The sequence below is a fragment of the Komagataeibacter xylinus genome (assembly GCF_031081985.1).
GTDB classification, from domain to species: domain Bacteria; phylum Pseudomonadota; class Alphaproteobacteria; order Acetobacterales; family Acetobacteraceae; genus Komagataeibacter; species Komagataeibacter xylinus_E.
Genome location: NZ_JARWSK010000004.1, coordinates 34,828 through 59,791, shown reverse-complemented (window position 1 = coordinate 59,791; position 24,964 = coordinate 34,828). Strand labels below are relative to the sequence as shown.

Here is a 24,964-nt window from a genome sequence, read left to right as displayed (position 1 = left end):
AAGGAAACAGGCCAATGAACAGGGAATTCCTAGGTGAGCTGATTTCTGAAGCGCTTGCCGTATTCATCATCATCGCCTTTGGTGATTCCGTGGCGGCGATGTATCTCCTCTATGATCCGAGCCCTTACCTGCAGGCCTACTGGGGGGTGTGCATTGTATGGGGGCTGGGGGTGACCATTGCCATCTATGCCACCGGATCCGTATCGGGCACGCATGCCAATCCGGCAGTTACCCTTGCGCTGGCAACCTACCGCGCCTTTCCATGGAAAAAGGTGGTGCCCTACTGGGCTGCTCAGGTCGTGGGTGGCTTTTTGGGGGCGGGGCTGGTTTACGCGCTGTATTACCCCGTCATCGATCACTTCAATGACCTCCACCAGCTTACCCGCGCGGGCGGTGGCGGAGCGGGCGTGTTCTTTACCGCGCCCGGGGCGGGCATAACCATATGGCATGCCTTCAGCGATGAAATCATCCTCACCGCCATACTGGTATTCGGCATTTTCGCCATTACCGAGCAGTATAACGAAATGGCGCCGGGCGCCAATTTCGGTGCGCTGATCATAGGCTTTCTTGTCGCGGCCATTGGCGCGTCCATGGGCTATCTCGAAGCATGGGCCATCAACCCCGCCCGTGACCTTGGGCCGCGACTGTTCGCCTATATGGCCGGCTGGCATGAAGCCGCCCTGCCCGCAGCCGGTCATTACTGGTGGGTGCCGGTTGTCGGGCCGCTGATCGGGGGGCTGGTGGGGGCCACGGCCTATGAATACCTGGTCTTCCCCTTCCTGCCTGCGCAATTGCGGGCACAGAAGGCCCTGCAAAACAAGGTCGAGGCGGAAAGCGTTATCATCGGGGAATAGGCTGCCCATACATCCTGCCCTTCCGCTCGGAGGGGCAGGATTTCAGGGGCGGGACAGGCCAGAAGATGAATGTCGTCATTTCTGTCCAAGACTGTCTGAGACAGAGCTACCGGAAAACATCCAGAAACCATCAGAAAGTTTCTGGTGAAGCTTTTTTCACACAGCATCAAAGAACGCCGCCTTTTTGAGAAAAGGCGGCACCCAAAAACTTTCATCAATGCGTTATTTTCAAACCGTACCTTAATGCGGGTATTGGTTTTTACTGAAAACCAACCCGCCCCGATGCATGAATGCACCGGGGCGGGACAGGCTCAGGGGCGAAACGCGTCCAATACCGGGTTCTGTCCGCTCATATGCTCCATGGGGCGTATCGCTGCAGGCACGGGTTCGACCGAAGGCAGGCCTTCCCCCACCACACGCAGGCATAGCGCCATCGACAGGGCACCGGCATCAGGGTGGCCCAGGCTGCGCGTGCCATGGGTGCGGGCGCGGCCCATGCGCGGCAGGAGGTCACGCGTGCCGTCCGCTGCCTTCTGTGCCGCATCGGCTGCGGCCTGCCATGCGTCGCGCAGGGCGCACCCACGATCGCACTCACGTTCCAGCGTTTCGACAAAGGGCACCAGCGCGTCCATGAGCGTCTTGTCGCCAACCTGCGCCCGGCCAAGCTGCATGATGCGTTCCATGGCGTACCGCGCACCATGAACCAGTTGTGGCGCATCGGGCACTGACACATCATCGAGCGCCGTGCTGAAGGCCCGCAGTCCTTCACCCCACAAAGCACCTGACGTGCCGCCTGCGCGATCAGCCCATGCATCGGCTGCCGCCGCCAGCACGGTCGCGGCCCCTGCGTGGGCACTGGCTGCCTGACGGGCCGCCTGGGCGGCGGCTGCTGACCCACGGGCCATGCCCTGCCCATGGTCGCCATCTCCGGCCACGGCATCAATACGGCCCAGTTCGCCCTCCGCCGCAGCCAGCGCCTGCGCCAGCCGCGCCATGGTTTGCGCCACGCACAGGCCACCCCGCTGGCCAGCCGGGGTTGCGGCCTGCGCATAAACAACAGGGGGCTCGTGTTCCATCACGCTGTCAGTGGCGTCAGGCTCACCCGTAATGCCCGCATGGCGCAGAACGGCAGTTTCAACCGGCGCGCGCCAGTAGCGCTCCAGTTCCTCATCCAGCCACGTCATGGTCAGCGAACAGCCTGCCATGTCAAGGCTGGTCACATATTCCCCCACCAGCGGCGCGATCACGGTCAGCCCCGCCTGCGCCAGTAGAGGCGCAAGTGCTTCCCACAGCACGAACAGTTCCTCGTGCTTGGTGCTGCCCAGGCCGTTGAGCACGATTGCAACCCGGCGGGGGGCGTCAGCGGGCAGTTCTGCCAGAATGCGGTCAAGCAGCACATGCGCCAGTTGCGCGGGTGGCGGAATGTCCTGTTCATCTATGCCCGGTTCACCATGCACGCCAAGACCGAGCGCCATGCGGTTCTTGGGCACGTGGAACAGCAGGTCCGCCTCACCGGGCAGGGTGCAGCCTTCAAACGCCACGCCAAAGGTGCGGGTCTGGCTGTTGGCACGCAGGCCCACTGCCTCGACAGCATCAAGGTCCAACCCGGCTTCCGCTGCCGCGCCAACAATGCGGAATACCGTCATGTCGCCCGCAATGCCGCGCCTGCGGGCCATGTCACCCACATCGGCGCTGGCCACGTCATCGGTGGTGGCCAGCAGGCGGGTGTCGATCCCTTCACGGCGCAGGCGTTCGGCTGCAATGCCAAAGTTCAGCACGTCGCCTGCATAATTGCCAAAACCCAGGATCACGCCCCCGCCGCGCTCGGCCCTGCGCGCCACGGAATAGATGGCCTGCGTGGAAGGCGAGGCAAAGATGTCGCCCGCCACCGCCGCATCGGCAAAGCCCGTGCCAACATAGCCATTAAAGGCGGGGTAGTGGCCCGAACCACCCCCCACAACCACCGCCACCTTGCCCGCCCGGCCCGGCTTTGCCCGCACAACCCCGCCGCGCACCATGCGCACGAGGTCACGGTGGACAAGGCTGTAGCCATGCAGCGCGGAGTGGGCGAATTCGGAAGCATTGCCGCAAATTCTGGTCATTTGCATATATCCTCAGCTAACAGGAAACATCGCAGCACGGCATGGTCATGCCTCGCGGTGCAGGTAGCGACGCGCCAGGGAATCAAAGGAGATGGCCAGCACCACAATCCCGCCGCTGACCACCGACTGCCAGTAAGGCGAGATGCCGAACAGCACGATGATGTTCTCGATCATGCCGATGATGACGGCGCCGAGCACCGCCCCCACCGGGCTGCCCAGGCCCCCCGTGGTTGCCACACCACCGATGACGGCAGCGGCGATGGGAGCCAGCACCCACGTATCGCCAATGGAGGGCTGCGCCGTGCCCAGGCGCGCCACCATCAGGATGCCGGCAAGGGCTGACAGGAAGCCCGCCGTGGCGAAGGCGGCAATACGGATGGCATCCACCCGCAGGCCGAGCATGCGGGCGGCCTCGGGGTTGCTGCCAATGGCATAGACGTAACGCCCGAGCGGCGTGCGCACCATGACAAACGCCACCACGCCAAGGCAGGCCAGCAGCACAATGAAGGGCACCGGCACGCCATAGATCAGCCCACGGCCCAGAAAGGAGATGTCAACGGGCACGCCGGTAATCGCCACCCCCTTGGTTGCCACCAGGATCGCGCCGCCGTAAACGCCCGCCATGCCGATGGTCAGCACCAGCGAATGCAGTCGCAACTGCGTGATCAGCACGCCATTGAGCATGCCGCATGCCGTGCCGAGCAGCAGGCACAGCACCAGCGACAGCCACGGATTCAGCCCCGCCTGCACCATCAGCATGCCGCCTGTAATGCCTGCCAGCCCGCCAATCGCGCCCACCGACAGGTCGAGTTCGCCAAGGATCATCAGGATCGACTGCCCGATCGTGACCAGCCCGATAAAGGCCAGCGCGCGGGCCATGATCATCATGTTGAAGCCGGTCAGAAAATGCGGCGACAGCAGGCATGACACGCCAAAGATCAGCACAAGGGCTGCAATGACGCCCCCAAGCGGGTTGCGCATGCAGCGCGCGGCCAGCCTGCGCAGCGGCGGCAGGCGTGGCGGGGTGGGCGGTGTGGTGGGAAATGTGGTTTCAAGCGACATGACGAACCTCCGGCGCGCCGATAATCGCGCCCACAAGTGTATTGATGTCGGTCGTGGCCTGGTCGAACGAACCGGTAATCTGCCCGGCATGCATGGTGATGATGCGGGTGGCGCAGCGTTGCAGCTCCGCCATTTCGGAGGAGACGAGGATGATCCCCACCCCCTCTTCCGCCAGTTGCTGCATGATGCGGTAGATCTGGAACTTCGTGCCGATGTCGATGCCCTTGGTCGGTTCATCAAAGATCAGCACGCGCGGCCTGCGCGCCATGGCGCGGCCAATGATCGCCTTCTGCTGGTTGCCACCCGACAGGTACATGATCTTCTTTTCCGCCGATGACGTGCGCACATCGAAGCGCTCGATGGCATCGGCCACCACGCGCCGTTCCCTTCCCGATGAAATGACGCCACCGCCCATGATCTGGTCCATGACCGATACGGCAATGTTCTCGCGCACGCTCAGCAGCGGAAAGATTCCGTGGTGCCGCCGCTCTTCGGGCAAATAGAGCATGCCCATCGCCACGGCCCGGTCCGGCCTGCCGCGCGGGATCTCACGCCCGTCCAGCACACACCTGCCTGCCGTTGCGCGGTGGTAGCCAAACATGGTCTGCATGAGTTCCGAGCGCCCTGCGCCCACCAGCCCGGCAAAGCCCAGTATCTCGCCCCGGCGCAGGGTGAAGGAGGCATCCGTAAAGCCGGGACCGGACAGGTGCGCAACGTCGACGATGACATCCTGCGTGCCCGACGCAACGCCGGGCTGGAAGCGTTCATCAAGCTGCACGCTGTTGCCCGACATGAGGCGGATCAGTTCGCCTTCATCAAGTTCCGCCATGGGGTAGGTGCCCACGCTGCGCCCGTTGCGCAGCACGGTGACCGTATCGCCGAGCGCGAAAATCTCCTCCATCCGGTGCGAGACGAACACGATCGCGCAGCCTTCATCGCGCAGCGTGCGCAGGATGGAAAACAGGTGTTCCGTCTCGCTCGATGTGAGCGAGGAGGTGGGTTCATCAAGGATCAGAACCCGGAAATCCCCGGCGCTGGCCGCGCGCGCGATCTGGAGAAGCTGCTGGTCGGGCACGCTGATATGCCCCACCTTCTGCCCCGGTCGGGCATGCATGCCAAAGCGGGTCATGAGCTTCTGCGCTGCCGCTTCCATTGCCGTGCGTGACACGGTCATGCGCCCGAAACCGGATTTGGCGAAGGGCATGAACATGTTTTCCGCAACCGTCATGGTGGGAAACAGGCTGAGTTCCTGCGGCACGTACGCCACGCGGGCAAACAGGGCGTGATCGGCCAGTGCATCATGGCCCTCTATGTCCACGCTCCCTGCATCGGGGGTGACGAGGCCGGTCAGCACCTTGATCAGCGTGGATTTTCCAGCACCATTTTCCCCTGCGAGGATATGGACCTTTCCCGCTTCCAGCGTCAGGTCGATATGGTCCAGCGCCACAACGCCGGGATAGGTCTTGCGCAGGGATGAAACGTGGAGAACCGTCATGGTCGTTACTCCATCACTATCCGGGAAAGATCAGATGTTCTTCTTGGTCAGGACATCGATGCCGGTATCTATGTATTTGGGCGTCTTCTGGCCCAGCGCGCGCTGCCATGCGGCGATGACCGCCCAGTAGCCCTGCATTTCGGGCCGGCTGGAAGCCGATGAATCCGCCACTCCGTCACGGATGAGCGCGATCATGTCGTTGAGGTTGTCGAGCCCCACTTCCTTTACCTTGCCCGTGCGCCCGCTTTCGCGAATGGCCTGACCGATGCCCACGGGGCCTGCCGCATCGCACGCCACCCATCCGGCAAGATCGGGATGGGCCTGCATGATGGCGGAAGCCTGTTTCTGCGCGGTTTCGATACTGTCGTTATCAATACCGGTCGCAATCACCCTGATCTGCGGATATTTGGCAAACGTCGCGCGTTCGCATTCCGCGCGGCGGGTATGGTTGGGGGCGGTCGGCACGCCGATCATGATCGCGACCTCGCCCTTTTCCCCGATCAGTCCGGCCAGGCGCTGGGCCGCGATCGTGCCCTGTTCACAGAAATCGGCCCCGACTGCGGTGACGTCCATCCCTTCGGGCGGGAGGGAGTCAAACACCGTCATGGGCACCTTTTCATCCACGGCCTCGAGCATGGTGGCGTGGTTGCCCTTTTCATCAAGCAGGTCGAGGATCAGCCCGTCAGGATGGGTTGCGATCGCGCGTTCGATGATGTCGTTCTGTGAGGAAACATCGGCCGTTTCAGGCGCGCGGTATTCAATTTCCACCTTGCGCCCCGTCGTCTTCCCCAACAGGTCGGCCGCTGCCTGCGCGCCGGTATTCACCTTGTCAAACCACGGGTGGACCGTCTTGGGGATCAGCACGAAACGCAGCGGCGCATGATCATCTGCAGCCCGCGCCGCCATGGGCGCAAGCATCAGTGCCGTAGCAAGAAGAAAAGCTGTTTTCATTGTTATTGTTCTTTCGCTTTACCGCTCATCCGGCTGCACATGCAGCCAGCGTTCAGCAGGTGGTAACGACAGACTCTGGATGGGTATATTTTGCACCCAGCGCATCAATACCCGCCACATTGCCTGCCGAGGGACCATGCGGGTCGAAGGAGCAGGCGAGCCACGCATTGACGATGCTCTTGGCCACCTCCGGACCGATGACGCGCGCGCCCATGGTAATGATGTGGGCATTATTGGACAGGGCCGCCCGCTCGGCGGAATAGGTATCGTGCGTCAGTGCTGCGCGGATACCGGGTATCTTGTTGGCTGAAATGCACACCCCGATCCCGGTGCCACAGCACAGGATGCCCCGGTCAAATTCCCCGGACATGATGGCCTGCCCCACCCGCTCGCTCAGGCTGGCATAGAGTTCGCTGCCACCGCCGGGGGGGGCGGACATGTCCAGCACGTCGTGCTCACCACGGTCCTTCAGATACTGCGCAAGCATGCCCGCCATGCCGTTACCGGCGCTATCGCCACCAATGGCTATACGCATCGTTTTTCTCCCATTTCTGGTAATGGAGTGTGTTTTTATTCAGGCCTTGACTGCATCACTGGCGCATAGCCGCGCCACGCGCAGTGTAACGCCATGATCAAGCAGCCGATCACGCATTACGGGATCGAGGCCGTCATCGGTTATGACCACATCGAATTCGGACAGGTCCGCCAGGCGGTTCAGCGCGTTGCTGCCAAACTTCGTGCTGTCGGCCATCAGCACGCGCCGGTCCGCGCTGCGCATGAGCGCGTGCTTGGCCTTTACGATATCCTGTTCCTGATGATAGGCGTTCACGCCATGCACGGCGGATACGGACATGAACAGGGTGCCCACCCGCAATGCGCCGATCGCCTGTTCGCACATCAGCCCGAAAAATGCGTCAAAGGTAGGATGGTACCGCCCCCCCAGCGCCATGAGGCTGATCGCGGGCATGGAAGCCAGGGTGGAGGCAATGCCAAGGCTGTTGGTGACCACCGTCAGCCCGCCCATCGTGCCCAGATGATCGACCATGCAGCATGCGGTGGTTGAATCATCGAGTGCGATGACATCACCAGGCACGATCATGCTCGCCGCCAGCGCCGCCATGGCTTTCTTTTCACGCATGGCGCGACGCCTGCGATACAGCATGCTGCTCTCGGCAATGCCATTGGGCAGGGTGGTGACGCCCCCATGCACCCGGCGCAGCAACCCCTGTGCCGAGAGCGCCTGCAAGTCACGATGAATGGTCATGCGGCTGGTTTCAAAGCGCGTGACCAGTTCATCAATCTCCACATTGCCCCGGCCCATGACATAATCGACCATGGCGCGCCTGCGGGTGGCGACGGTGCCGGTTTCAGCCAGATGCAACATGTTCATGGGCCACACTCCCGATAATCTGCCTGAAATCAGCAACGTTCCACGCCGCCCGGCCAATAAAGACGCCATCTACATTGGCAAGCCGTGCATAACTGCATGCATTGTTTTGTGTAACGCTGCCGCCATACAGCAGGGGTATCTCAAAGCCGACTGCCTCCCCCGCCATTTCGACCAGCACAGCGCGCAGGCGTGCATGGGCACTGGCAACAAACGTGGCATCCGCCGCCTGCCCCCCCGCCCCGATGGCCCAGACCGGTTCATACGCCACCAGCACCTGTGCCAGGCGGGCAGGCGGCACACCATGCAGCGCAATGCGCAACTGGCGGGCCAGCACATCATGCGTCACGCCAAAGGCGTGTTCCTGCGCCGTATCGCCAATACACACCAGCGGGCGCATGCCGTGGCGCAATACCGCATGGACCTTCAGGTTGACGGTCCAGTCCGTTTCACCAAAATGGGCGCGGCGTTCGGAATGGCCGATTTCAACCAGTGTGGCGCCACATTCGGCCAGCATGACGGGCGATATTTCCCCCGTCCATGCGCCTTCATCTTCCCAGTGGGTGTTCTGCGCTCCCACCATGACGGGCGTGCCGTCCAGTATGGCGCAGACATCCCTGAGCGATGTAAAGGGCGGGATGACAAAAGGTTGCACCCCGCCGGGCGGATGAAAAGCAGCCAGCGCGCGCGCGGCCTCGATGGCGGCGGCTGGCCCCTTGTTCATTTTCCAGCTTGTACCAATCCATAACGGCCTGGAATGCATCACGCGTCTCCCTATCTGGCAGGATGGCCATACATAACAGCTTGTATGATATATATATCATTAGTGGCGTTATCGTTGCGCCGCGCCTGACATGAGAATGTTCACGTTCTCATGATCTTCAGAAATACAGGAAATAATACCCTGCCGTTCCAAAATAAAATTCACAAACACAAAGTATAGGCGACTGCCGCTCTGTCAGCGCACGGTGCCCATGCCTGCCGGAGCCGCCAGCAGCATGTTTTCGGTTATGCAGCGGTCAGCGCCAAGCGCGCGTTCGGCACGCCGCCCCTCGCGCGCCAAGGCATCATGATAGAAACAGGTTGCTTCCTCTGGCAGCAGATCGCCATCCGTCACATGCCGCATGGCCTGCACCAGCAGCAGCGGGTCATCGGCATCGACAATCTTGCGCCCGAACAGGGCAGCGCGCGCGCCACAGGCCTGCGCCTGATGCAGCAGTTCAAGGCAGTCACGCGTCGTGCCGCTGCCGCCGCCCATGATCCCCACCACCATGCGGGGATCAAAGGCGCAGAGTTCGGTCAGGGCCGCAGCACCATTGAAGGGGATTTTCAAAAACGCGGGCCGCTCCGTCTGCAGCAGGCCCGCAAGGGCGCGGATGATCATGTCATTCAGGAAAAAACCCCAGTCGGGTTGCGCAATCCGCCCTTCATTGGGGTTGAAGACTTCAAGGAAATAGGAAAAACCCTGCGCCTGCGCCTCCTCGCGAAAGCTGCGGAAGCATTCTAGCGCATGGGCATCATGTTCCGCATTGCCATTGAAGGTCATGGAATACAGGCCAAGCCGGGTCTGCGCACCGGCCAGCGACGCGCTGCGAAACGGCACGGAACGCTGGGTGGTGTAGGGGCTACCCCGCCCGCGCCACAAATCGGTGGTATCATTGGCGCGGATAGCAGGCTGCACGCGGCTGTCGTTAAACGCGCCTTCGTGCACCAGCGTCTCCAGCGTGGAGGCCGAGACCAGCATGATATCAACAACATCAAGCTCCAGCATGGCGCGGATGTCATCGAGGTAATCCTCCCGGCAGCGATATGGCGACAGGCCGCCCATGCTGCGGTTCCGCCCCATGGCGCTGATGCCTGCCGCCATATCGGCATCCTTGGCATCGGCCAGAATAAAGTCGGCGCGCGTGTCGATGCCTGCGGCCATGCGCGCAATCTTGGTTTCATAGCGGTTCATTGTTCAGGCTCCGATCGGTTCGGGCTGCATGGGGGCTGCGGCGGTCCTGCGGGCAGCGAGATGGTGGCGCGTTTCGGCTTCGTGCCAGGCCTCACCGGCCTGATGCCGGATCGTGGCGGCATCCCACCCAAGGGTTTCACCCGCAATGCCTGCCACTTCATGCGTGACGTCGGGCGTTAACGCGCCGGACAGGGCAATGGTGGTGCGACGATAGAGAATATCCGCAACATGACGCACCTGTTCATGGCGGGCGATGAACATGATTTCCCGGCCTGTATAGGACGGCAGGCTACGCAGCGGCGCATCGGGCGCAAGGGCGCAGAACCGCGCGATTGCCGTCGCCTGCGTGCCGTAACGGGCAAACAGCACCCGTGCCCGCTCACGCGGAATGGCACTGGTTGCGGCAAAACGGTCGATATGGGCTTCAATATCCGCAGGGCGCGGATAACCGCGCCCGCCCCCGATTGGCAGCGACCGGGTGGAAACCTGCCTTACCCGGCCAAGGCGCGGCAGGATGGTGTCCGCCACTTCCTCCGCCAGGCCGCGAAACGTTGTCCATTTTCCACCCACCAGCGAAAACAGCGCAACCGTTCCCAACCGGTCCTCATGCACGATATGGTCACGGCTGATCGCGCCGGGGTCGGACGCATTACTTGCAGGCAGGGGCCGCACGCCGCTGTAGCGGTAGATCACATCGGATGCGTCAAACCTGAAACCGGGGAACAGCGCGCCCAGCATACCCAGCATGTAGTCCTGTTCCGCATCGGTGCAGATGGCTTCGTCGGGGTTGGAGACAGGGATATCGGTTGACCCCACCAGCACATGGTCCAGAAACGGGTAGGCCAGGCAGATGCGCCCGTCCGGCGTGCCGAAATACACCATGTTCCCATCCAGTTCGCGCAAAAGCCCGTCATGGCGCAGCAGCAGGTGCGACCCCTTGGTGCCGCCGATATACCGGGTGGGCACGCCAAGGGCCGCATTGACCTGATCGATCCACGCACCGCCTGCATTGACCACAACGGGCGCACGCGCGCGCCATGACTGCCCGCGTGGCCGGTCATGCAGCATCACAACACCATCGTGAAACGCTTCAGCATGGGTATAGGTCGCGACACGACAGCCTTCGTGCGCGTGCAATGCATCCTGCACGCATTCATAGCCCAGCCGTTCGGGCTGGCTGATGGCGGCATCGTAATACTGTGCGCAGGCCATGACGGTGCTGCTCATATGGGGCCAGCGTGCCCGGGTCCGCCGGGGCGAAAACAGGCGGTGCCGGGGCATGACGCGGGCATGGCGGCCAAGGAAGTCATAGATCTGCAGGCCCAGTTCCAGCACCAGCGCCCCCCGGTCCGTCATTTTGCCGCCCAGGCGCAAAAAGCGCCGCACGGACGGCACGATGCCACCGAACCATGAGCGGACGGGCACGGTGGTGGGCAGGGGATGGACCACATGCGGCGCATTGCGCAGCAGCAGGTTCCGTTCCAGCGTGGACTGCGCGACGAGGCGGAACTCACCCGTTTCAAGGTATTTGATCCCGCCATGAATCAGGCGCGAGGGCGCGCTGGAGGTGCCGCTACAGATATCCCCCCGCTCCACCAGCAGCACACGCACCCCCTGCACGGCCAGTTCACGCATCAGCCCCGCGCCATTGATTCCGGCGCCGATGATGATGACATCATAATCCTCCACGGCAGGCAGAACGGCATTCATGACGGAATCCCTCCCATCGCTGTCGCATGATGGGCACGCGGATGCATGGCGGGATGGGCGCCGGATACAGGCGCTGGCTGTGCGTGTGCCGGGGGCGACGTATCATACAGCGCGCGCCAGAACGGGTGCATGGCCTGCGCCAGTTCCACGTAACGGTGATAGATACGGTCATACGCCGCCACCTGCGCCGGTTGCGGGCTGTAGGTCTGGTGCGCGACATCCAGCCCCGCCACGGCGCGTTCCAGATCCGGCTGCATGCCAACCGCCACCGCTCCGGTCAGGGCCGCGCCCAGCGCACCCGCTTCGCGCACGGAGGGAACATCGACCGGCATGTCCAGCACATCGGCAAAGAGTTGCGCGATGGCGGGCTGGCCGCTGCCGCCACCCGATATGCCCACGCGGGTCACGCTACCCGTCTGGCACAGTGCACTGACATGCATGCGGTGGTTGAACACCATGCCTTCCACCATCGCCTGAAAAAGATCGGTCCGGTCATGCCATGACTGCACGCCGAAAAATGACGCGCTGGCGGGTGCGGCATAAGGGGAGCCGAACAGGAACGGATGGAAGAGCGGCACCGTGCGCGCATGCCGGGCGGCATTCAGGCGGTCTTCCACCTCATGCATCAATATCGTCGTGGCATCTGCGTTGCCGGGCAGGAGCAGGCGGGCCATCCATTCCAGATTGCTCGACGATGCGGGCGAGATGGCCATGCAGTTCCACAATCCCCGCCGGTAACCGGCACGGCAGGCCCAGCCCTCCCCCGTGACGGGCCTGTCACGAAAGACCTCGTTGATGGAAAACGTGCCCGCCGTAAGCGACATGTCGCCCGGCTGCGTGTGGCCCATGCCCACGGCGGCGGCCGTTACATCATGCAACCCGGCTGAGACCGGCGTGCCCGCAAGCAGGCCCGTTGCCGCGGCGGCGCTAGCCGTGACCGTTCCGGCCCGTGCGCAGGAATCCAGCATGGGTGGCAGGCAGCCGCGCATGGCTTCCAGCCCCAGCATATCCAGTATGGCGGCGCTGTACTGCTGCGTATGCAGGTCGGTAAAGGCGGTGCTGGCCTCGGTTATGTCTGTTGCGACTTCTCCCGTCAGGCACAGCCGGATCCAGTCCTTGGCAAACAGGATGGAGCCGATGGCGTGATAGCGTTCGGGTTCATGCTCGCGGATCCATGCCAGCAGGGTATTGGCGGAATAGGCATAAGGCCGTTGCCCCGCCAGCGGCACAAGCTGGTCCAGTACCCCGCGTTGCCGCCAATGGTCGTGCAGCTCGGTCGCACGGCTGTCGAGCGACATGATCCCGCGCCCGAGCGGGTTGCCCGTGCGGTCGAGCAGGAACAGCCCGTCGCCATGCGCCGTGACACCCACCGCGGCAATGGCCTGACCGTTCAGCCCCGCATCATCGAGCGCCATGCGGATGGTTGCGGCAACACCCTGCCACACCGCGCCCATGTCGCGTTCGACATGGTGCGGGCGGTCCATGTGCTGGGCGACGCGACTGCGCCCCGTGCCCACGATTGCCCCCGTGGGGGAAAAAATGACCGCCTTGGTAGTGGTTGAGCCGCAGTCTATTCCGATGATGAAGTTCCGGCGCATCCTCGACCTCCTGATATCCAGCAGCATGATGACGGATTTACGATGTTATATATAACAAATATAGTGTTATATATAACGCATATTAATGTGATCCCAGAGACCGGGAACCGGATCGGATGGCACGCAAAAGCCAGCACAGCCATTGCGACGCCCATATTGAATGTGACACTGCAACAGGTATCCCTTACGCTAGGCGCCTTCCTGTTGACCTGCGGATGAAGATCGATTGCCAGCATGACCGACAACACGGGCCTGTCACATTTTCCGCCTTCCACCCGATCTGCCCGCCGGGGCGACAGCACGGCCCGCCAGCAACGCATCCTTGACCTGCTGCTTGAAACGGGTAACGCCACCATTGACGCGCTGGCCGCCCATTTTGACGTCAGCCGCATGACCATTCACCGTGATGCCAACGCCCTGGCGCAACAGGGGCTGGTGGAAAAGCTGCATGGTGGCCTTGCCCTGCGCAACCGCACTGCCACGCAGAAGACCGTAAGCTACCGCACGGCCCATGCGCGAGAGGGCAAGCGGGCGATCATTACCCGCGCCATATCGCTGATCCGCCCCGAACAGATCCTTGTCCTGGATGATTCAACCACCGTGGCCGAGATGCTGCCCCTGCTGCCTGCGCTTGCACCGCTGACCATCATCACAAACGCCATGGGGGTGATTCAGGCACTCGCTCCCTACCCTGACCTGCGCCTGATCTGCCTCGGCGGTGATTACAACAGGCCCCGCAACGCTTTTTTCGGGTTGATATGCGAGCAGGCGGCACAGGGCCTGCATGCCAATACCATGTTCCTGTCCACATCCGTCGTCCATGATGGCACGGCTTTCCAGAACAACCCGGACATCATCAAGATCAAGCGCATCCTCATGGAAATCTGTGACCAGACGGTGCTGCTGGTGGACAGTTCCAAATTCCGCAAGGGTGGCCTGTACCGACTGGCCGGCCTGGATGCTTTCGATCATGTGCTGACAGATGCACAGATCAGGCCCGCCTTGCATGACAGGCTGAAGACTGAAGGTATATCACTGGAAGTCTGCCACACCGATGGCTGACCCTGAACCACATTCAGGTATTACGGCATATCGCTTCTATTGTTTTCAAATCGTTCGTGGCGGCATGAGCCTCGTATAGGACATCGCAAAACGATTGCAGGCTTTCGCAACCAACAGCGTACATAACCGCATTGACTGCCCTGGCTTTGCGGAACCAGCATAGCGCCATGCCCGCGGCGTCCAGCCCGTCATTCTGGTCTGTTATGTCAAAATATTTCTCGTCCAGCCCCTCAACCATGCGGCCTATCCTGTTACGATCAAGTTTTGAGATGTTTCCGGTCGCAAGATATGACTGAACATCACCATCGATATGGTCATTGGCACCACTGACATCGCACGCCCATGCAGCGACCATGCGCGCAATCAACGCCCTCTTGTCTTGTGATATGCTTTCCCCAAACTCCATGATTTTGGGATCAACCAGCTCAAATCTCATATCTGCGTATGTCAATTTTTCATTGCCGCTTTTATTTTAAAAAAAGCCTCGCCAAAAATTTTTATGACTTCACGTTATTATACTGCTGCATTGTTTGCAGGCAACTGTTCAGAACCTGTGCATCCGGCACGGAAAGCGGCAGAACAGCGTTGTTTTGTCATTGACGGGCGTTTTGCCCTCAATTAAACGAAACCGAACCGTTCCGTTTAGGGCCGAATGGTCCCTACCCTTCTTGTCACTGGATCATGTAATGAACCACTTCCGGCATGCAGCCCTTGTGGCCCTCGCCAGTTCCCTGGCCCTTCATGGCACGGCGCAGGCCGCATGCGCGCCCACCGATGCCCGGATCGAACTCTCGGCGCACCATGTCGCGGCGGGGGTCGGTTACGTCTGGGGCAAGGGCACGCTGTATGACGGCACGCATGCCTACCCCTTCACCATCCGGGGCGGCGGCATGCTGAGCGTGGGCGGCATGGCGCTGTCCGGGCAGGGCTGCGTGCGCAACCTTGGCCGCCTGTCCGACTTCAATGGCACTTACTGGAGCGTGGGCGGCACGGCCACCATCCATCATGGCACGACGGGCCTTGTCATGGAAAATGGCCGGGGCGTGGACATCAACCTCGCCGCACACACCCGGGGCGCTTTCCTGTCCGGGCAGATCGCGCGGCTTTCATTTCGGCTGAAGGGCGGCCTGTAGTCCCGAACACGGGCGCGCCACCCATTCGCAATGACCATTTGAACACGCGCCGCCGTTCTGGCATCCCCATGGCGACAGGCAGGATTGCACGGCTGAATGACACCCGGCCCGCATATCATGCTATGTTTCGTAACATAGTATGACTGACTGACGACTGGAGTTAAGGGACGAAGAATGTCTGACGTACCATCAAGACCGCCACATACGGGCGGACGCCCGACGCCCGAAGGCTCGGCGCGACTCGACCGGCATGTTCTTGAAGTTGCAACGGCATTGTTCATCAAGCAGGGTTACGCCGCCACGTCGCTGGAACGGATCGCGCGCGTGGCGGAGTGCAGCAAGGCCAGCCTGTACCGACGCTACGCCTCAAAGGAAGATCTGTTCCGCGCGGTGGTGGCAGCACGGGGCAAGCTGCTGCTCGAGGCCGCAGGCGCGGTCGAGGCCTCCTCCACCGACCCGCTGCTCGCCACGCGTGAAATATGCCAGTTCTTCCTTGACTTCATGCTGCGGCCAGAAACGCTTGAAGCCTACCGCATTGTCATTGCGGACGGGCACCGCATCGCATCCATCGTGGATGACATGATGCACACCATAGTAGAACCCTTCGTGGCTACGCTGAGCCGCCTGATCAAGGCCGCCGCCGATGCCGGGCGCATTCACTCCACCGACCACGAGGAGACAACCCGCATCCTGATCAGCCTGTTTTTGGGCTGGCCACTCCAGAACACCATGCTCGGCCTGAACAAACTCAATGACCCGCAGACGCGCACGCACTTCTTTGAACGGGCATGGCAGATCTTTCTTTCAGGCATCTGTGTCCAGGAGAAATGAGGTTTTCCCGATGCCGTTTTTTTCAGGGAAGCGGCATTTTTCCCGGTGCGTGCCAAAGGGTACTACAGATCATTTTTCGTAGGGGTTTCTATATACCGTGTTGCGATACGATACGGTATCGTATATATGGGTCTTAGAATGACGCAATCCCTGACGGGTGGCCAGAAAAGACACGCCCCCAGAAGCATGCCCCGCCACCACCCATAATAGGGGCAGATCCTTGAAGAACACACAAAAACAACGCGTTCGTGCATAATAGATGTTCATGATGTTCAGAGATTTTACGCTTACTGACAAAGAACGGGAGGCGTTAAACGCGATCTCCACGAAAATACACAAGCCCGCCAAGCGCCGTATCTATGCCCAGGGCGAAGCGGGCAAATATGTCTACCGCATCCGTTCCGGCGCCGTGCGGCTGGAACATCACCTGCATGATGGCCGCAACCAGATCTTTGCCTTCATGTGGTCCGATGACATGTTCGGCGCCATTGAAGACGGGGTCTATCCCGCCTCCGCCATTGCGCTGGTGGACACCTACCTGTTCCAGATCCCCTACGCCGCGCTGCTCAACCTGATCGAGGTCCATCCGCGCATCCAGACCCTGTTCCTGCGGCAGGTGCTCAATTACACACAGGCGGCGCGGCGGCACCTGCTGCTCGCCACCTACCCGCTCGTGGTCAAGCGGCTGGCGGGTTTTCTGCTCGAATGCAGCAAGCAGGCCGATTTCTATGACCGGCACTCCAACATCCTGACCCTGGCCATGGACCGCAGGGATATTGCCGACTACCTGGGTTTTGCCGTTGAAACAACAAGCCGCATGCTCAAGGAACTGGAAGACATGCAACTGATCAAACGCCTCTCCTCACAGCGCATCATGCTGGACCGGCCTAAAATCATGGATATGTTCTAAGACCCCGCCGGGCGGGGTGGCCGCGTGTTCAATCCGCCTGTCTGCCCCCCTGCCGCCCCATCTTGCCACGCCCCGCCACCTGCCTATGCTAGGCCCTGCTACAAGCGTTGTCCGCAGGGAGTTCGAGAGCATTGGCCACCCCCCAACCCATTGACACAAAGCTGACCCAGGCCGCGGTTTTTCTTGTCCTGACCCTCAGCGCCGACATTGAGGTCGGCCCGCAGGTGCGCGACCTGATGGGAGACCTGTCATCGCTCGTGCGCGGTGTCGGATTCCGCATTGATGATGGCAGGCTCAGTTGCATCACCGGCATCGGGTCCGAGGCGTGGGACCGCCTGTTCGGCGCACCGCGCCCGATGGAACTGCACCCGTTTGCCGAGATCAATGGCGTGCACCACGCCCCCTCCACGCCGGGCGATCTTCTGTTCCATATCCGCGCCACACGGATGGATCTGTGCTTTGAACTTGCAACCGCCATCGTCTCGCGGCTCGAAGGTGTTGCTACGGTGGTGGATGAAGTGCACGGGTTCAAGTATTTCGATGCCCGCGACCTGCTCGGTTTTGTCGATGGCACCGAAAACCCGGTGGACCAGCCCGCCCGTGATGCCACGCTGATCGGTGATGAAGACCCCGCCTTTACGGGCGGCAGCTATGTCATCATCCAGAAATACCTGCACGACCTGAAGAAATGGGATGCCATACCCACCGAGGTGCAGGAGCACATCATCGGCCGCAGGAAAGTGTCGGATATCGAGCTGCCCGAGGCCGCCAAGCCCAGCTATGCCCATAACGTGCTGACCAATATTGAAGAAAACGGCCAGCAGCTCCAGATCGTGCGCGACAACATGCCCTTTGGCACGGTGGGCACGGGCGAATTCGGCACCTATTTCATCGGCTATGCCCGCTCGCCCACGCGCATCGAACGCATGCTCGACAACATGTTCGTGGGCCTGCCGCCGGGCAATTACGACCGGCTGCTTGATGTGAGCACGGCGGTGACCGGCAACCTGTTCTTCATCCCCACTGCTGATTTCCTTGATGCAGCCCCCGACCTGCCCGCGCCACAGGCAACCATTGCACCCGCCCCGCCGGCGGCGCCGCAGCCCGTGGCGGAAGCATCCGGCTCGCTTGGCATCGGATCATTGAAGTAAAGGACACCAGACATGAACAACCTGCACAGACACCTCGCCCCCATCTCGTCCGCAGCCTGGACCGAAATCGAGGAAGAAGCCACCCGCACCCTGCGCCGCCACCTTGCCGGGCGCCGCGTGGTTGATGTTTCCGAACCTAAAGGCACGGCCTTTTCCGCCGTGGGCACAGGGCGCGACCGGCGCATCGATGCGCCCGGCGAGGGCGTGCAGGCCGTGATACGCGACGTGCTGCCGGTGGTGGAACTGCGCGTGCCCTTTACCCTGTCTCGCGCTGAAATCGATGCGGTGGAACGCGGCGCGTGCGATGCCGACTGGCAGCCGGTCAAGGACGCCGCCAGAAAGATCGCCTTTGCCGAGGACCGCGCCATTTTCACCGGCTACGGCGCAGCCGGCATGAAGGGCATCGCGCAGGCGACATCCAACGCCCCTGTCAAGCTGCCCGCATCGGTCAGGGATTACCCGCAGGCCTTTGCCGATGCCCTTGCTGCACTACGCCTTGCGGGCGTCAACGGTCCCTATGCCATCGTGCTGGGCGCAAAGGCATATGAGGCGGCAAGCGGCGGCGATGATGCGGGCTACCCGGTGCGCAAGCACATCGAAAGCCTGATTGACGGCAAGCTGGTCTGGGCGCCCGCCATTGAAGGGGCCTTTGTCATCTCGCTGCGCGGCGGCGACATGCAGCTTGATATCGGGCAGGATTTCTCGATCGGCTATCTGGCGCATACGGCCGACACGGTCGAACTTTACCTCCAGGAGAGCTTTATCTTCCGGATGCTGACCAGCGAGGCTGCCGTAGCCCTCGACTGAGATTCCAGACCGAACACCCTACCAAGGACATGATCATGCAGAACCCCCTGGCCACAACACCCGAAACCGAAGCCCGCATCACCGCCAAAGCCCAGGAACTGTGGGAAGCCGACGGCAAGCCCGGCTGCGGTGCCGCCGCCTACCGCGAAGCCGCATCGGAACTGATCGGCATGGAAAGCAACCCCGACGCAGGCCAGATCCCCGTTGACTCACCCGTGCCGCTCGATGCGAACGGAGAGCCCATCGAGCAGGCCTGGCTGGAGGAAAACCTCGGCAATTCCGGCGGCAGCATGGATGAACTTGATGACAGGCAGGAAGTGCCCTTCGCCACGCGCGCCGAAGAGGCAAAAGCCCTGAAGGACCAGGACTGACCCTGAAGTGCAGGATGGAGAACGCCATCCTGCACTTTCCTACCCACCCACAACCATGACCCGCACCAACGCCACGCTTGCAGCCAGCAGCCCGAGCAGTGAAATGATGACCGTAACCATCAGCGCCCTGCCTGCCCGCAAAATGGCCCGGAGTTCCACCCCCAGCCCGAGCGCTGCCATGGCAAGGACGGTCAGGAACGTGGCTACATGGTTGAGCGGCACGACAAGCCCCGCCGGAATGCCCCCCGCCGTGCGCACCGCCATCATGATCACAAAACCGATGATATACCACGGCACCAGCCGGGTCAGGGGGGGCAGGCGCGCGCCCTCCGCCGCCTCACGCGCGCGCCATGCGCTGGCAATCACGGCCAGCACCACGCAGACCGGTCCGAGCATCAGCACCCGCACCAGCTTGACCAGCGTGCCAACATGCACCGCCGCCATGCCAAAGGGCGCTGCTGCGGCCACGACCTGCGGCACGGCATAAACGCTCAGCCCCGCCAGCGCGCCCCCCTCACCATCCGTCAGGCCCAGCAGGGGCACCAGAAACGGCAGCACCAGCACCACCACAAGCCCGCCCGCCGCCGTAAAGGCAATGCTGGCGCCCACCTCGTCATCATCGGCCCCGATCACCGGGGCTGCCGCCATGATGGCCGAGTTGCCGCATATGGAGTTACCGCAGGCCACCAGCAGCCTCTGCCGCGCGGGCAACCCCGCAAGCCAGCCCACACAACAGGTAAAGACCAGGCTGAACGCCACGATGCCAATGGTGCCCGCTACGAGCCCCGGCCCGATCGCACGCACCGCCCCCATGCTGAACGAGGCCCCGAGCAGCACGATGGCGATATTGAGCAGGGTGCGCGCGCAGCAGCTTATGCCGGGCTGGCACGCAGGCGTGGGCCGCCAGAGCGCGCGCAGGCCCACACCGAGCAGCAGGGCCAGGTTGAGGGCCTCCAGCCATGCCTTGCCAAACAGGGCAGCCTGCGCCCTTTCCAGCCCGATGGCGAGCACGCTGATGCCCAGGCACACAACGATGCCCGGTGCGACACGCGCTGAAAAATCAATGTTCCGCAACAGGAATGGCGGCCTGCATGGCATGGTCGTCACGATGTCCTCCCTTTCGCCATGCAGGGTAGGCGGCGTACATTCAATCAATCCAATGCATAGTTCTTCTTGTTTCAATCGTTTTTCATGATTGATTGTGATAGGAATGCAGCATGACCCTTGAACAGCTCCGTCTTTTCATTGCCGTGGCCGAGCGCGAGCACGTCACCGCTGCCAGCCGTGCCCTGAACGTGACGCAATCTGCCGTATCTGCCGCCATCGCGGCACTTGAGGAGCGCCACGGCATCAAGCTGTTCGACCGTATCGGGCGCGGCATCCGCCTGACGGAAGCAGGCCGCCTGTTCCTGCCCGAAGCCCGGGCCGTGCTGGCGCAGGCGGCAGCGGCTGAAAACATGCTGGAGGAATTCAGTGGCCTGAAGCGCGGCACGTTGCGCGTGGTGGCCAGCCAGACCATTGCCGCCTACTGGCTGCCGCGCTTTGTGGTGTCATTTCGCAGGCACTATCCGCACATTGTCGTTGATGTTGCCATCAGCAACACCGGGGAAGCCGCAAGACGGGTGCGCGATGGCGTGGTTGACCTTGGCATTGTCGAGGCCCTGGTCGATGACCCTGCCCTGGCCCAGTGGCCGCTGGGCACCGACCGCCTGACCCTGATACAGGCCACCCCCTGCCCGCCTGCCCATGCCAGCACGCAGTGGCTGCGCAAGGCCACATGGGTCATGCGCGAGCCGGGTTCCGGCACGCGGGCCACGCTGGAGCAGCAGTTGCGCGAACTGGGCATTGCGCCCGAAGAGCTTGAAATCGGGCTTGTCCTGCCCTCCAACGAGAGCGTGCGCACCGCAATCGAGGCCGGAGCCGGTATTGGGGCGCTGTCTTCGCTGGTCATTGGCCCCGCATTGCAGGCGGGCACGCTGCATGCCGTGCCGCGCACACTCGGCCCGCGCGCCTTTTACGGGTTGCGCCACAAGGAGCGCTACCGCAGCCCGGCGGCGGAAGCCCTGCTGGCGCTTATTGGCCGGGAGCCAAGCGGATATGCCTAGCGGGCGTGGTCCCACCGGTTCTGCCAATGGGCCAGGTAAGCCTGCGCAAGGGCGGGATCATCCCAGATCACAATGGCGTTTTCACTATTCTTGCGCTGCGCGCCCTTGGTGAAATTGAAGGAGCCAGTCTCGACATTCTGGCCATCGGTAATGATGACCTTGTCATGCTGCACGGCATAGACATCATCCATCCTGACCTGAATACCGGCATCCTTGACGCGCGCGATGGCCATCTGGTTGCCCTTGCCCTGATTGCCTTCCTCATCAAGCACGATCGCCACATCCACCCCGCGCTTTCTGGCCTTGATCAGGGCTTCGACCACGTTATCGGCGCTGAAGAAGAACGCCATCATGCGGATCTGGCTCTTTGCACTTTTGATCACGTTGAGCACCAGTTCAGTTGCCGACCCTTCGGGCGAAAAACCATAATCGATATGCGACTGGGCATAAACTGGCGTTGTCAGGCCAATACAGAGAAGGGCTATAATAATGCTTTTCATTTCATCTTCTTTATTGATACGGATCTGTATAAAGCCTCACGGCAACAGTCAGGGCACGCCCAACCTGCTCCCGCCACCACGCACAGGGCCATAGGATGACAAACAGGCTGCACTATCCTCTTGAGGATGAACATCAGGTCAATCCTGTTTCAGGCAGGGGCATTCCCGCCATACAGTCACGACACATGAAGGCAGGGCCTGCCACATCTTATGAAATATGTTTTCATAAAAGTGTCATATACCGCCCTATGCCTGCCCTGACCTGCACGCCACACGGGCTGCAAGGCGTGCCGCATCCGGTCCACCCGATCCATGCATCCCTGCCTTGCCAATTGATAAATATCAACGACATCAATCGCCAAAAAATCGCGCTATGCTCAACAGACTTTCCCATCGGGGGAAAAAGTCAGGGCCATGGTCCATGGCCCCAGCAAGGCGCAAATTCCATGAGATATGCCCACAGCAATTTTGAAGCATTCGTCCGCCCTGAAAAACCTGCCGGAATTGACACCCGCGCAGCCTGGATCATAGGCGGCGGCCTTGGCGGCATGGCTGCTGCCGCCTTCCTGATCCGTGATGCGGGCATGCCGCCTGCACACATCACCATTCTTGAAGCCTCAGGCGACAATGGCGGCGCGCTCGATGGCACGGGTAACGCCGAGACAGGCTGGCTCATTCGCGGCGGGCGGGAAATGGAGGAGCTGTTCCAGTGCCTGTGGGATCTGTACCGCTCGATCCCGTCGCTTGAAGTGCCCGGCGCCTCCGTGCTTGATGAGTTCTACCGCCTCAACCGCGCCGACCCCAGCAGCAGCCCCATCCGCGCCATGCACGCGCGCGGCAAGCCCCTGCCCGACCGTGACAGCCTGACCCTGACCGGCAAGGCCCGGCGCGAGATCCTGACCCTGATCCTGACGGATGAAGACAGGCTTGATGGCAAGACGATCAGCGATGTGCTGTCAGCCGATTTCATGAAATCGAATTTCTGGCTGTTCTGGCGCTCCATGTTCGCATTCGAGACATGGCATAGCGCCATCGAGATGAAACGCTACCTTGCCCGCTTCGTGCACCAGATCCTGGGCCTCAAGGACCTGCACACGCTCAAATTCACGAAGTTCAACCAGCAGGAATCACTCAGCAGGCCGCTGGCCACATGGCTTGCGCAACAGGGCGTCGTGTTCCGCCACGGCGTGCAGGCGACCAATGTGCGTGTTGATACGGCAGGCGGCAGGAAGATCGCCACCCGCATCGACCTGCTCGATAACGGCCAGCCGGGTGGGATCGACATCAAGGCGGCTGATCTGGTGTTCGTGACCAATGGCTCGATGGTGGAAAACGCCCGCTGGGGCGACCACCATGCCCCTGCCCCGATCGAAACCGGCATTGCCACGGGCAATATCTGGCAGTTGTGGCGCAACATCGCGGCACAGGACCCTGCCTTCGGGCGGCCTGACGTGTTCTGTGGCAACACCACGAAATCACGCTGGGAGTCCGCTACCGTCACCACGCGTGATGCACGCATTCCTGATCTGGTGCACAGGGTAACGGGGCGCGATCCCTTCTCTGGCCGCACGGTTACGGGCGGCCCGATCACCATCAGCGATTCCGCATGGCTCATGAGTTGGGTGGTCAGCCGGCAGCCGCATTTCAAGGGCCAGCCTGAAGGGCAGATGGTGGCATGGCTGTACGGTCTGTTCAGCGACGTGCCGGGCAACTATGTCAAGAAACCCATGCAGGAATGCACCGGCGAGGAAATCACGCGCGAATGGCTGTTCCACATGGGCGTGCCGGAAGACCAGATTGACGACATGGCCGCAACGGGTGCCACCACCCATCCGTGCATGATGCCCTTCATCACTGCGCAGTTCATGCCGCGCGCGGCGGGCGACCGGCCGAAGGTCGTGCCCGAGGGCAGCGTCAACCTTGCCTTTCTCGGCCAGTTTGCCGAGACGCCGCGCGATACGGTGTTCACGACCGAATATTCGGTCCGTACCGCGATGGAAGCGGTTTACACGCTGCTCGATATTGACCGCGCCGTGCCCGAAGTGTTTGGCAGCGTTTATGATGTGCGCATGCTGCTGCAGGCGGCAGCCGAACTGCGTGATGCCCGCAAGATCCCCGCATCAGGCGTGGTGCGCCACATGGCCAATGGCACGGAAATTGGCGATCTTCTGACCCGCTATGGCCTGATCTGAAAATCAGGCGGCACGGCATTATGAAAAAGCGCCACCTTTTGCAATAAAGGTGGCGCCAGATCAGGACTATTTTGACCTTACAGCCACGTCATGGAAATAGAAGGAAGGGCGGATGCATTTTTTTGCATATCGCATTCCAGGAACCTACCATCCCTCAAACATGACCTGCGGGTTTCAGTCATGCGCCAGAAGCCAGACCTGGGTGGCGCATTGTCAGCAGAAATTCCTGTTTTTGCTTATCGGGCCTTTGTATATGTACCGCCCAGATCCGACCCCATACCACAAACCGAAACGTCCTGTTCAAGAACAGTCGCATGATTTTTTGAAAATTTGACTTTGAAAATGCCGCCGTCACCATCAGTGAGTTTGGCTGTCAAAATATCATTATCGAGGCTTCCTGCTGCTTCTATCTGACAATCAGCAGCAGTTGAGGCGCCATTGGGAATGCCAGCACCATCAATTTCCAGGGACCATTTATCATTATTATGGCTAACTACCATTTGTGATGCTGATGGCGTAGTTCTTTTATACGTACCGACATAAGGGCTGCTTTCTGCAGCCAAAGCGGCTTGTGATAGAGAAAAAATGGATACAAAAGAAAAAAGAATATATTTCATGGTTCATGCCTCTTAAAAAATAAATCATTCCATATATACTAGAGTCTTTTTAAAATACCATCACATTGCACATGCCAAAACCCTTTCAGATCATGTGAGGCCCTGAATAACAGAAAAAACGATATGATTGTTTGTAATAAGCAAAATGCAGGCCGTTTTTATCTGATCA

Annotated in this window: 24 protein-coding genes; 10 read left to right on the top strand and 14 right to left on the bottom strand. The window is 61.2% G+C overall.

Going from position 1 to position 24,964, the window contains the following annotated elements; translation table 11 throughout:
* The first annotated feature begins 14 nt into the window (after positions 1-14).
* The gene (locus QEG70_RS08500) at positions 15-854 is read left to right on the top strand and encodes an MIP/aquaporin family protein (RefSeq protein ID WP_308720290.1); all 840 of its coding nucleotides are present in this window, start codon (positions 15-17) and stop codon (positions 852-854) included.
* 311 nt (positions 855-1,165) lie between these two features.
* On the opposite strand, the gene QEG70_RS08495 is transcribed toward QEG70_RS08500, so the two are convergent.
* From QEG70_RS08495 to QEG70_RS08450, 10 genes are all read right to left on the bottom strand, one after another.
* Positions 1,166-2,956, bottom strand: coding sequence for a dihydroxyacetone kinase family protein (locus QEG70_RS08495; protein WP_308720289.1), 1,791 nt, complete (start codon positions 2,954-2,956; stop codon positions 1,166-1,168).
* A 45-nt stretch (positions 2,957-3,001) separates the two neighbouring features.
* Positions 3,002-4,018: an ABC transporter permease gene (locus tag QEG70_RS08490; protein WP_308720288.1), complete on the bottom strand. Its 1,017-nt coding sequence runs from the start codon at positions 4,016-4,018 to the stop codon at positions 3,002-3,004.
* Positions 4,008-5,513 (bottom strand): sugar ABC transporter ATP-binding protein, encoded by a 1,506-nt coding sequence (locus QEG70_RS08485; protein ID WP_308720287.1) that lies wholly within the window; start codon positions 5,511-5,513, stop codon positions 4,008-4,010. The genes QEG70_RS08490 and QEG70_RS08485 overlap by 11 nt, the downstream gene beginning before the upstream one ends.
* Before the next feature lie 30 nt (positions 5,514-5,543).
* Positions 5,544-6,464, bottom strand: coding sequence for a substrate-binding domain-containing protein (locus QEG70_RS08480; protein WP_308720286.1), 921 nt, complete (start codon positions 6,462-6,464; stop codon positions 5,544-5,546).
* 52 nt (positions 6,465-6,516) lie between these two features.
* Positions 6,517-6,999: a D-erythrulose-4-phosphate isomerase gene (derI, locus tag QEG70_RS08475; RefSeq protein ID WP_308720285.1), complete on the bottom strand. Its 483-nt coding sequence runs from the start codon at positions 6,997-6,999 to the stop codon at positions 6,517-6,519.
* Between the two features lie 39 nt (positions 7,000-7,038).
* Entirely contained in the window at positions 7,039-7,854 is an 816-nt protein-coding gene (locus QEG70_RS08470; RefSeq protein ID WP_308720284.1) for a DeoR/GlpR family DNA-binding transcription regulator, read from the bottom strand.
* Positions 7,832-8,614, bottom strand: coding sequence for a triose-phosphate isomerase (locus QEG70_RS08465; protein ID WP_308720568.1), 783 nt, complete (start codon positions 8,612-8,614; stop codon positions 7,832-7,834). The genes QEG70_RS08470 and QEG70_RS08465 overlap by 23 nt, the downstream gene beginning before the upstream one ends.
* Before the next feature lie 195 nt (positions 8,615-8,809).
* Complete coding sequence (locus tag QEG70_RS08460; protein ID WP_308720283.1) at positions 8,810-9,808, bottom strand: beta/alpha barrel domain-containing protein; 999 nt, start codon at positions 9,806-9,808, stop codon at positions 8,810-8,812.
* Positions 9,809-9,811: 3 nt separating this feature from the next.
* Positions 9,812-11,518, bottom strand: coding sequence for a glycerol-3-phosphate dehydrogenase/oxidase (locus tag QEG70_RS08455; RefSeq protein ID WP_308720282.1), 1,707 nt, complete (start codon positions 11,516-11,518; stop codon positions 9,812-9,814).
* On the bottom strand, positions 11,515-13,116 hold the full coding sequence (locus QEG70_RS08450) for an FGGY-family carbohydrate kinase (RefSeq protein ID WP_308720281.1): 1,602 nt from the start codon (positions 13,114-13,116) through the stop codon (positions 11,515-11,517). The genes QEG70_RS08455 and QEG70_RS08450 overlap by 4 nt, the downstream gene beginning before the upstream one ends.
* A gap of 234 nt (positions 13,117-13,350) precedes the next feature.
* Between QEG70_RS08450 and QEG70_RS08445 the strand changes: the two genes are divergently transcribed.
* Positions 13,351-14,178 carry a DeoR/GlpR family DNA-binding transcription regulator gene (locus QEG70_RS08445; RefSeq protein ID WP_308720280.1) on the top strand — a complete coding sequence of 276 codons (828 nt, stop codon included), beginning with the start codon at positions 13,351-13,353 and terminating at the stop codon, positions 14,176-14,178.
* A 13-nt stretch (positions 14,179-14,191) separates the two neighbouring features.
* On the opposite strand, the gene QEG70_RS08440 is transcribed toward QEG70_RS08445, so the two are convergent.
* Positions 14,192-14,614, bottom strand: coding sequence for a replication initiation protein (locus QEG70_RS08440; RefSeq protein WP_308720279.1), 423 nt, complete (start codon positions 14,612-14,614; stop codon positions 14,192-14,194).
* 250 nt (positions 14,615-14,864) lie between these two features.
* On the opposite strand from QEG70_RS08440, the gene QEG70_RS08435 reads away from it, so the two are divergent.
* The 6 genes from QEG70_RS08435 (at position 14,865) to QEG70_RS08410 (ending at position 19,381) form a co-directional block, all read left to right on the top strand.
* On the top strand, positions 14,865-15,311 hold the full coding sequence (locus tag QEG70_RS08435; RefSeq protein ID WP_308720278.1) for a hypothetical protein: 447 nt from the start codon (positions 14,865-14,867) through the stop codon (positions 15,309-15,311).
* 174 nt (positions 15,312-15,485) lie between these two features.
* On the top strand, positions 15,486-16,142 hold the full coding sequence (locus QEG70_RS08430) for a TetR/AcrR family transcriptional regulator (protein ID WP_308720277.1): 657 nt from the start codon (positions 15,486-15,488) through the stop codon (positions 16,140-16,142).
* 265 nt (positions 16,143-16,407) lie between these two features.
* Positions 16,408-17,052, top strand: a complete 645-nt coding sequence (locus tag QEG70_RS08425; RefSeq protein ID WP_308720276.1) for a Crp/Fnr family transcriptional regulator — start codon at positions 16,408-16,410, stop codon at positions 17,050-17,052.
* A 131-nt stretch (positions 17,053-17,183) separates the two neighbouring features.
* Positions 17,184-18,203, top strand: a complete 1,020-nt coding sequence (locus QEG70_RS08420; RefSeq protein ID WP_308720275.1) for a Dyp-type peroxidase — start codon at positions 17,184-17,186, stop codon at positions 18,201-18,203.
* 12 nt (positions 18,204-18,215) lie between these two features.
* Positions 18,216-19,010: a family 1 encapsulin nanocompartment shell protein gene (locus QEG70_RS08415; RefSeq protein ID WP_308720274.1), complete on the top strand. Its 795-nt coding sequence runs from the start codon at positions 18,216-18,218 to the stop codon at positions 19,008-19,010.
* Between the two features lie 35 nt (positions 19,011-19,045).
* Positions 19,046-19,381, top strand: coding sequence for a DUF2934 domain-containing protein (locus tag QEG70_RS08410; RefSeq protein WP_308720273.1), 336 nt, complete (start codon positions 19,046-19,048; stop codon positions 19,379-19,381).
* Between the two features lie 39 nt (positions 19,382-19,420).
* Here QEG70_RS08410 and QEG70_RS08405 read toward each other — a convergent pair whose 3' ends face one another.
* The gene (locus tag QEG70_RS08405; protein WP_308720567.1) at positions 19,421-20,479 is read right to left on the bottom strand and encodes a YeiH family protein; all 1,059 of its coding nucleotides are present in this window, start codon (positions 20,477-20,479) and stop codon (positions 19,421-19,423) included.
* A 119-nt stretch (positions 20,480-20,598) separates the two neighbouring features.
* On the opposite strand from QEG70_RS08405, the gene QEG70_RS08400 reads away from it, so the two are divergent.
* On the top strand, positions 20,599-21,486 hold the full coding sequence (locus QEG70_RS08400) for a LysR family transcriptional regulator (protein ID WP_308720272.1): 888 nt from the start codon (positions 20,599-20,601) through the stop codon (positions 21,484-21,486).
* Here QEG70_RS08400 and QEG70_RS08395 read toward each other — a convergent pair.
* Complete coding sequence (locus tag QEG70_RS08395) at positions 21,483-21,986, bottom strand: phospholipase D family nuclease (RefSeq protein WP_308720271.1); 504 nt, start codon at positions 21,984-21,986, stop codon at positions 21,483-21,485. The genes QEG70_RS08400 and QEG70_RS08395 overlap by 4 nt on opposite strands.
* A gap of 446 nt (positions 21,987-22,432) precedes the next feature.
* Between QEG70_RS08395 and QEG70_RS08390 the strand changes: the two genes are divergently transcribed.
* Positions 22,433-24,178 (top strand): oleate hydratase, encoded by a 1,746-nt coding sequence (locus QEG70_RS08390; RefSeq protein WP_308720270.1) that lies wholly within the window; start codon positions 22,433-22,435, stop codon positions 24,176-24,178.
* A gap of 236 nt (positions 24,179-24,414) precedes the next feature.
* Here the strand turns inward: QEG70_RS08390 and QEG70_RS08385 are convergent, their stop codons facing one another.
* Positions 24,415-24,795, bottom strand: a complete 381-nt coding sequence (locus QEG70_RS08385; protein WP_308720269.1) for a hypothetical protein — start codon at positions 24,793-24,795, stop codon at positions 24,415-24,417.
* Positions 24,796-24,964: the final 169 nt, after the last annotated feature.

What these genes read in the sequence shown, in the direction of transcription:
- QEG70_RS08500 (WP_308720290.1), top strand. Translation starts at nt 15, where the DNA reads ATGAACAGGGAATTCCTAGGTGAGCTGATTTCTGAAGCGCTTGCCGTA.
- QEG70_RS08495 (WP_308720289.1), bottom strand. Translation starts at nt 2,956, where the DNA reads ATGACCAGAATTTGCGGCAATGCTTCCGAATTCGCCCACTCCGCGCTG.
- QEG70_RS08490 (WP_308720288.1), bottom strand. Translation starts at nt 4,018, where the DNA reads ATGTCGCTTGAAACCACATTTCCCACCACACCGCCCACCCCGCCACGC.
- QEG70_RS08485 (WP_308720287.1), bottom strand. Translation starts at nt 5,513, where the DNA reads ATGACGGTTCTCCACGTTTCATCCCTGCGCAAGACCTATCCCGGCGTT.
- QEG70_RS08480 (WP_308720286.1), bottom strand. Translation starts at nt 6,464, where the DNA reads ATGAAAACAGCTTTTCTTCTTGCTACGGCACTGATGCTTGCGCCCATG.
- derI (WP_308720285.1), bottom strand. Translation starts at nt 6,999, where the DNA reads ATGCGTATAGCCATTGGTGGCGATAGCGCCGGTAACGGCATGGCGGGC.
- QEG70_RS08470 (WP_308720284.1), bottom strand. Translation starts at nt 7,854, where the DNA reads ATGAACATGTTGCATCTGGCTGAAACCGGCACCGTCGCCACCCGCAGG.
- QEG70_RS08465 (WP_308720568.1), bottom strand. Translation starts at nt 8,614, where the DNA reads ATGCATTCCAGGCCGTTATGGATTGGTACAAGCTGGAAAATGAACAAG.
- QEG70_RS08460 (WP_308720283.1), bottom strand. Translation starts at nt 9,808, where the DNA reads ATGAACCGCTATGAAACCAAGATTGCGCGCATGGCCGCAGGCATCGAC.
- QEG70_RS08455 (WP_308720282.1), bottom strand. Translation starts at nt 11,518, where the DNA reads ATGAATGCCGTTCTGCCTGCCGTGGAGGATTATGATGTCATCATCATC.
- QEG70_RS08450 (WP_308720281.1), bottom strand. Translation starts at nt 13,116, where the DNA reads ATGCGCCGGAACTTCATCATCGGAATAGACTGCGGCTCAACCACTACC.
- QEG70_RS08445 (WP_308720280.1), top strand. Translation starts at nt 13,351, where the DNA reads ATGACCGACAACACGGGCCTGTCACATTTTCCGCCTTCCACCCGATCT.
- QEG70_RS08440 (WP_308720279.1), bottom strand. Translation starts at nt 14,614, where the DNA reads ATGAGATTTGAGCTGGTTGATCCCAAAATCATGGAGTTTGGGGAAAGC.
- QEG70_RS08435 (WP_308720278.1), top strand. Translation starts at nt 14,865, where the DNA reads ATGAACCACTTCCGGCATGCAGCCCTTGTGGCCCTCGCCAGTTCCCTG.
- QEG70_RS08430 (WP_308720277.1), top strand. Translation starts at nt 15,486, where the DNA reads ATGTCTGACGTACCATCAAGACCGCCACATACGGGCGGACGCCCGACG.
- QEG70_RS08425 (WP_308720276.1), top strand. Translation starts at nt 16,408, where the DNA reads ATGATGTTCAGAGATTTTACGCTTACTGACAAAGAACGGGAGGCGTTA.
- QEG70_RS08415 (WP_308720274.1), top strand. Translation starts at nt 18,216, where the DNA reads ATGAACAACCTGCACAGACACCTCGCCCCCATCTCGTCCGCAGCCTGG.
- QEG70_RS08410 (WP_308720273.1), top strand. Translation starts at nt 19,046, where the DNA reads ATGCAGAACCCCCTGGCCACAACACCCGAAACCGAAGCCCGCATCACC.
- QEG70_RS08405 (WP_308720567.1), bottom strand. Translation starts at nt 20,479, where the DNA reads ATGCCATGCAGGCCGCCATTCCTGTTGCGGAACATTGATTTTTCAGCG.
- QEG70_RS08400 (WP_308720272.1), top strand. Translation starts at nt 20,599, where the DNA reads ATGACCCTTGAACAGCTCCGTCTTTTCATTGCCGTGGCCGAGCGCGAG.
- QEG70_RS08395 (WP_308720271.1), bottom strand. Translation starts at nt 21,986, where the DNA reads ATGAAAAGCATTATTATAGCCCTTCTCTGTATTGGCCTGACAACGCCA.
- QEG70_RS08390 (WP_308720270.1), top strand. Translation starts at nt 22,433, where the DNA reads ATGAGATATGCCCACAGCAATTTTGAAGCATTCGTCCGCCCTGAAAAA.
- QEG70_RS08385 (WP_308720269.1), bottom strand. Translation starts at nt 24,795, where the DNA reads ATGAAATATATTCTTTTTTCTTTTGTATCCATTTTTTCTCTATCACAA.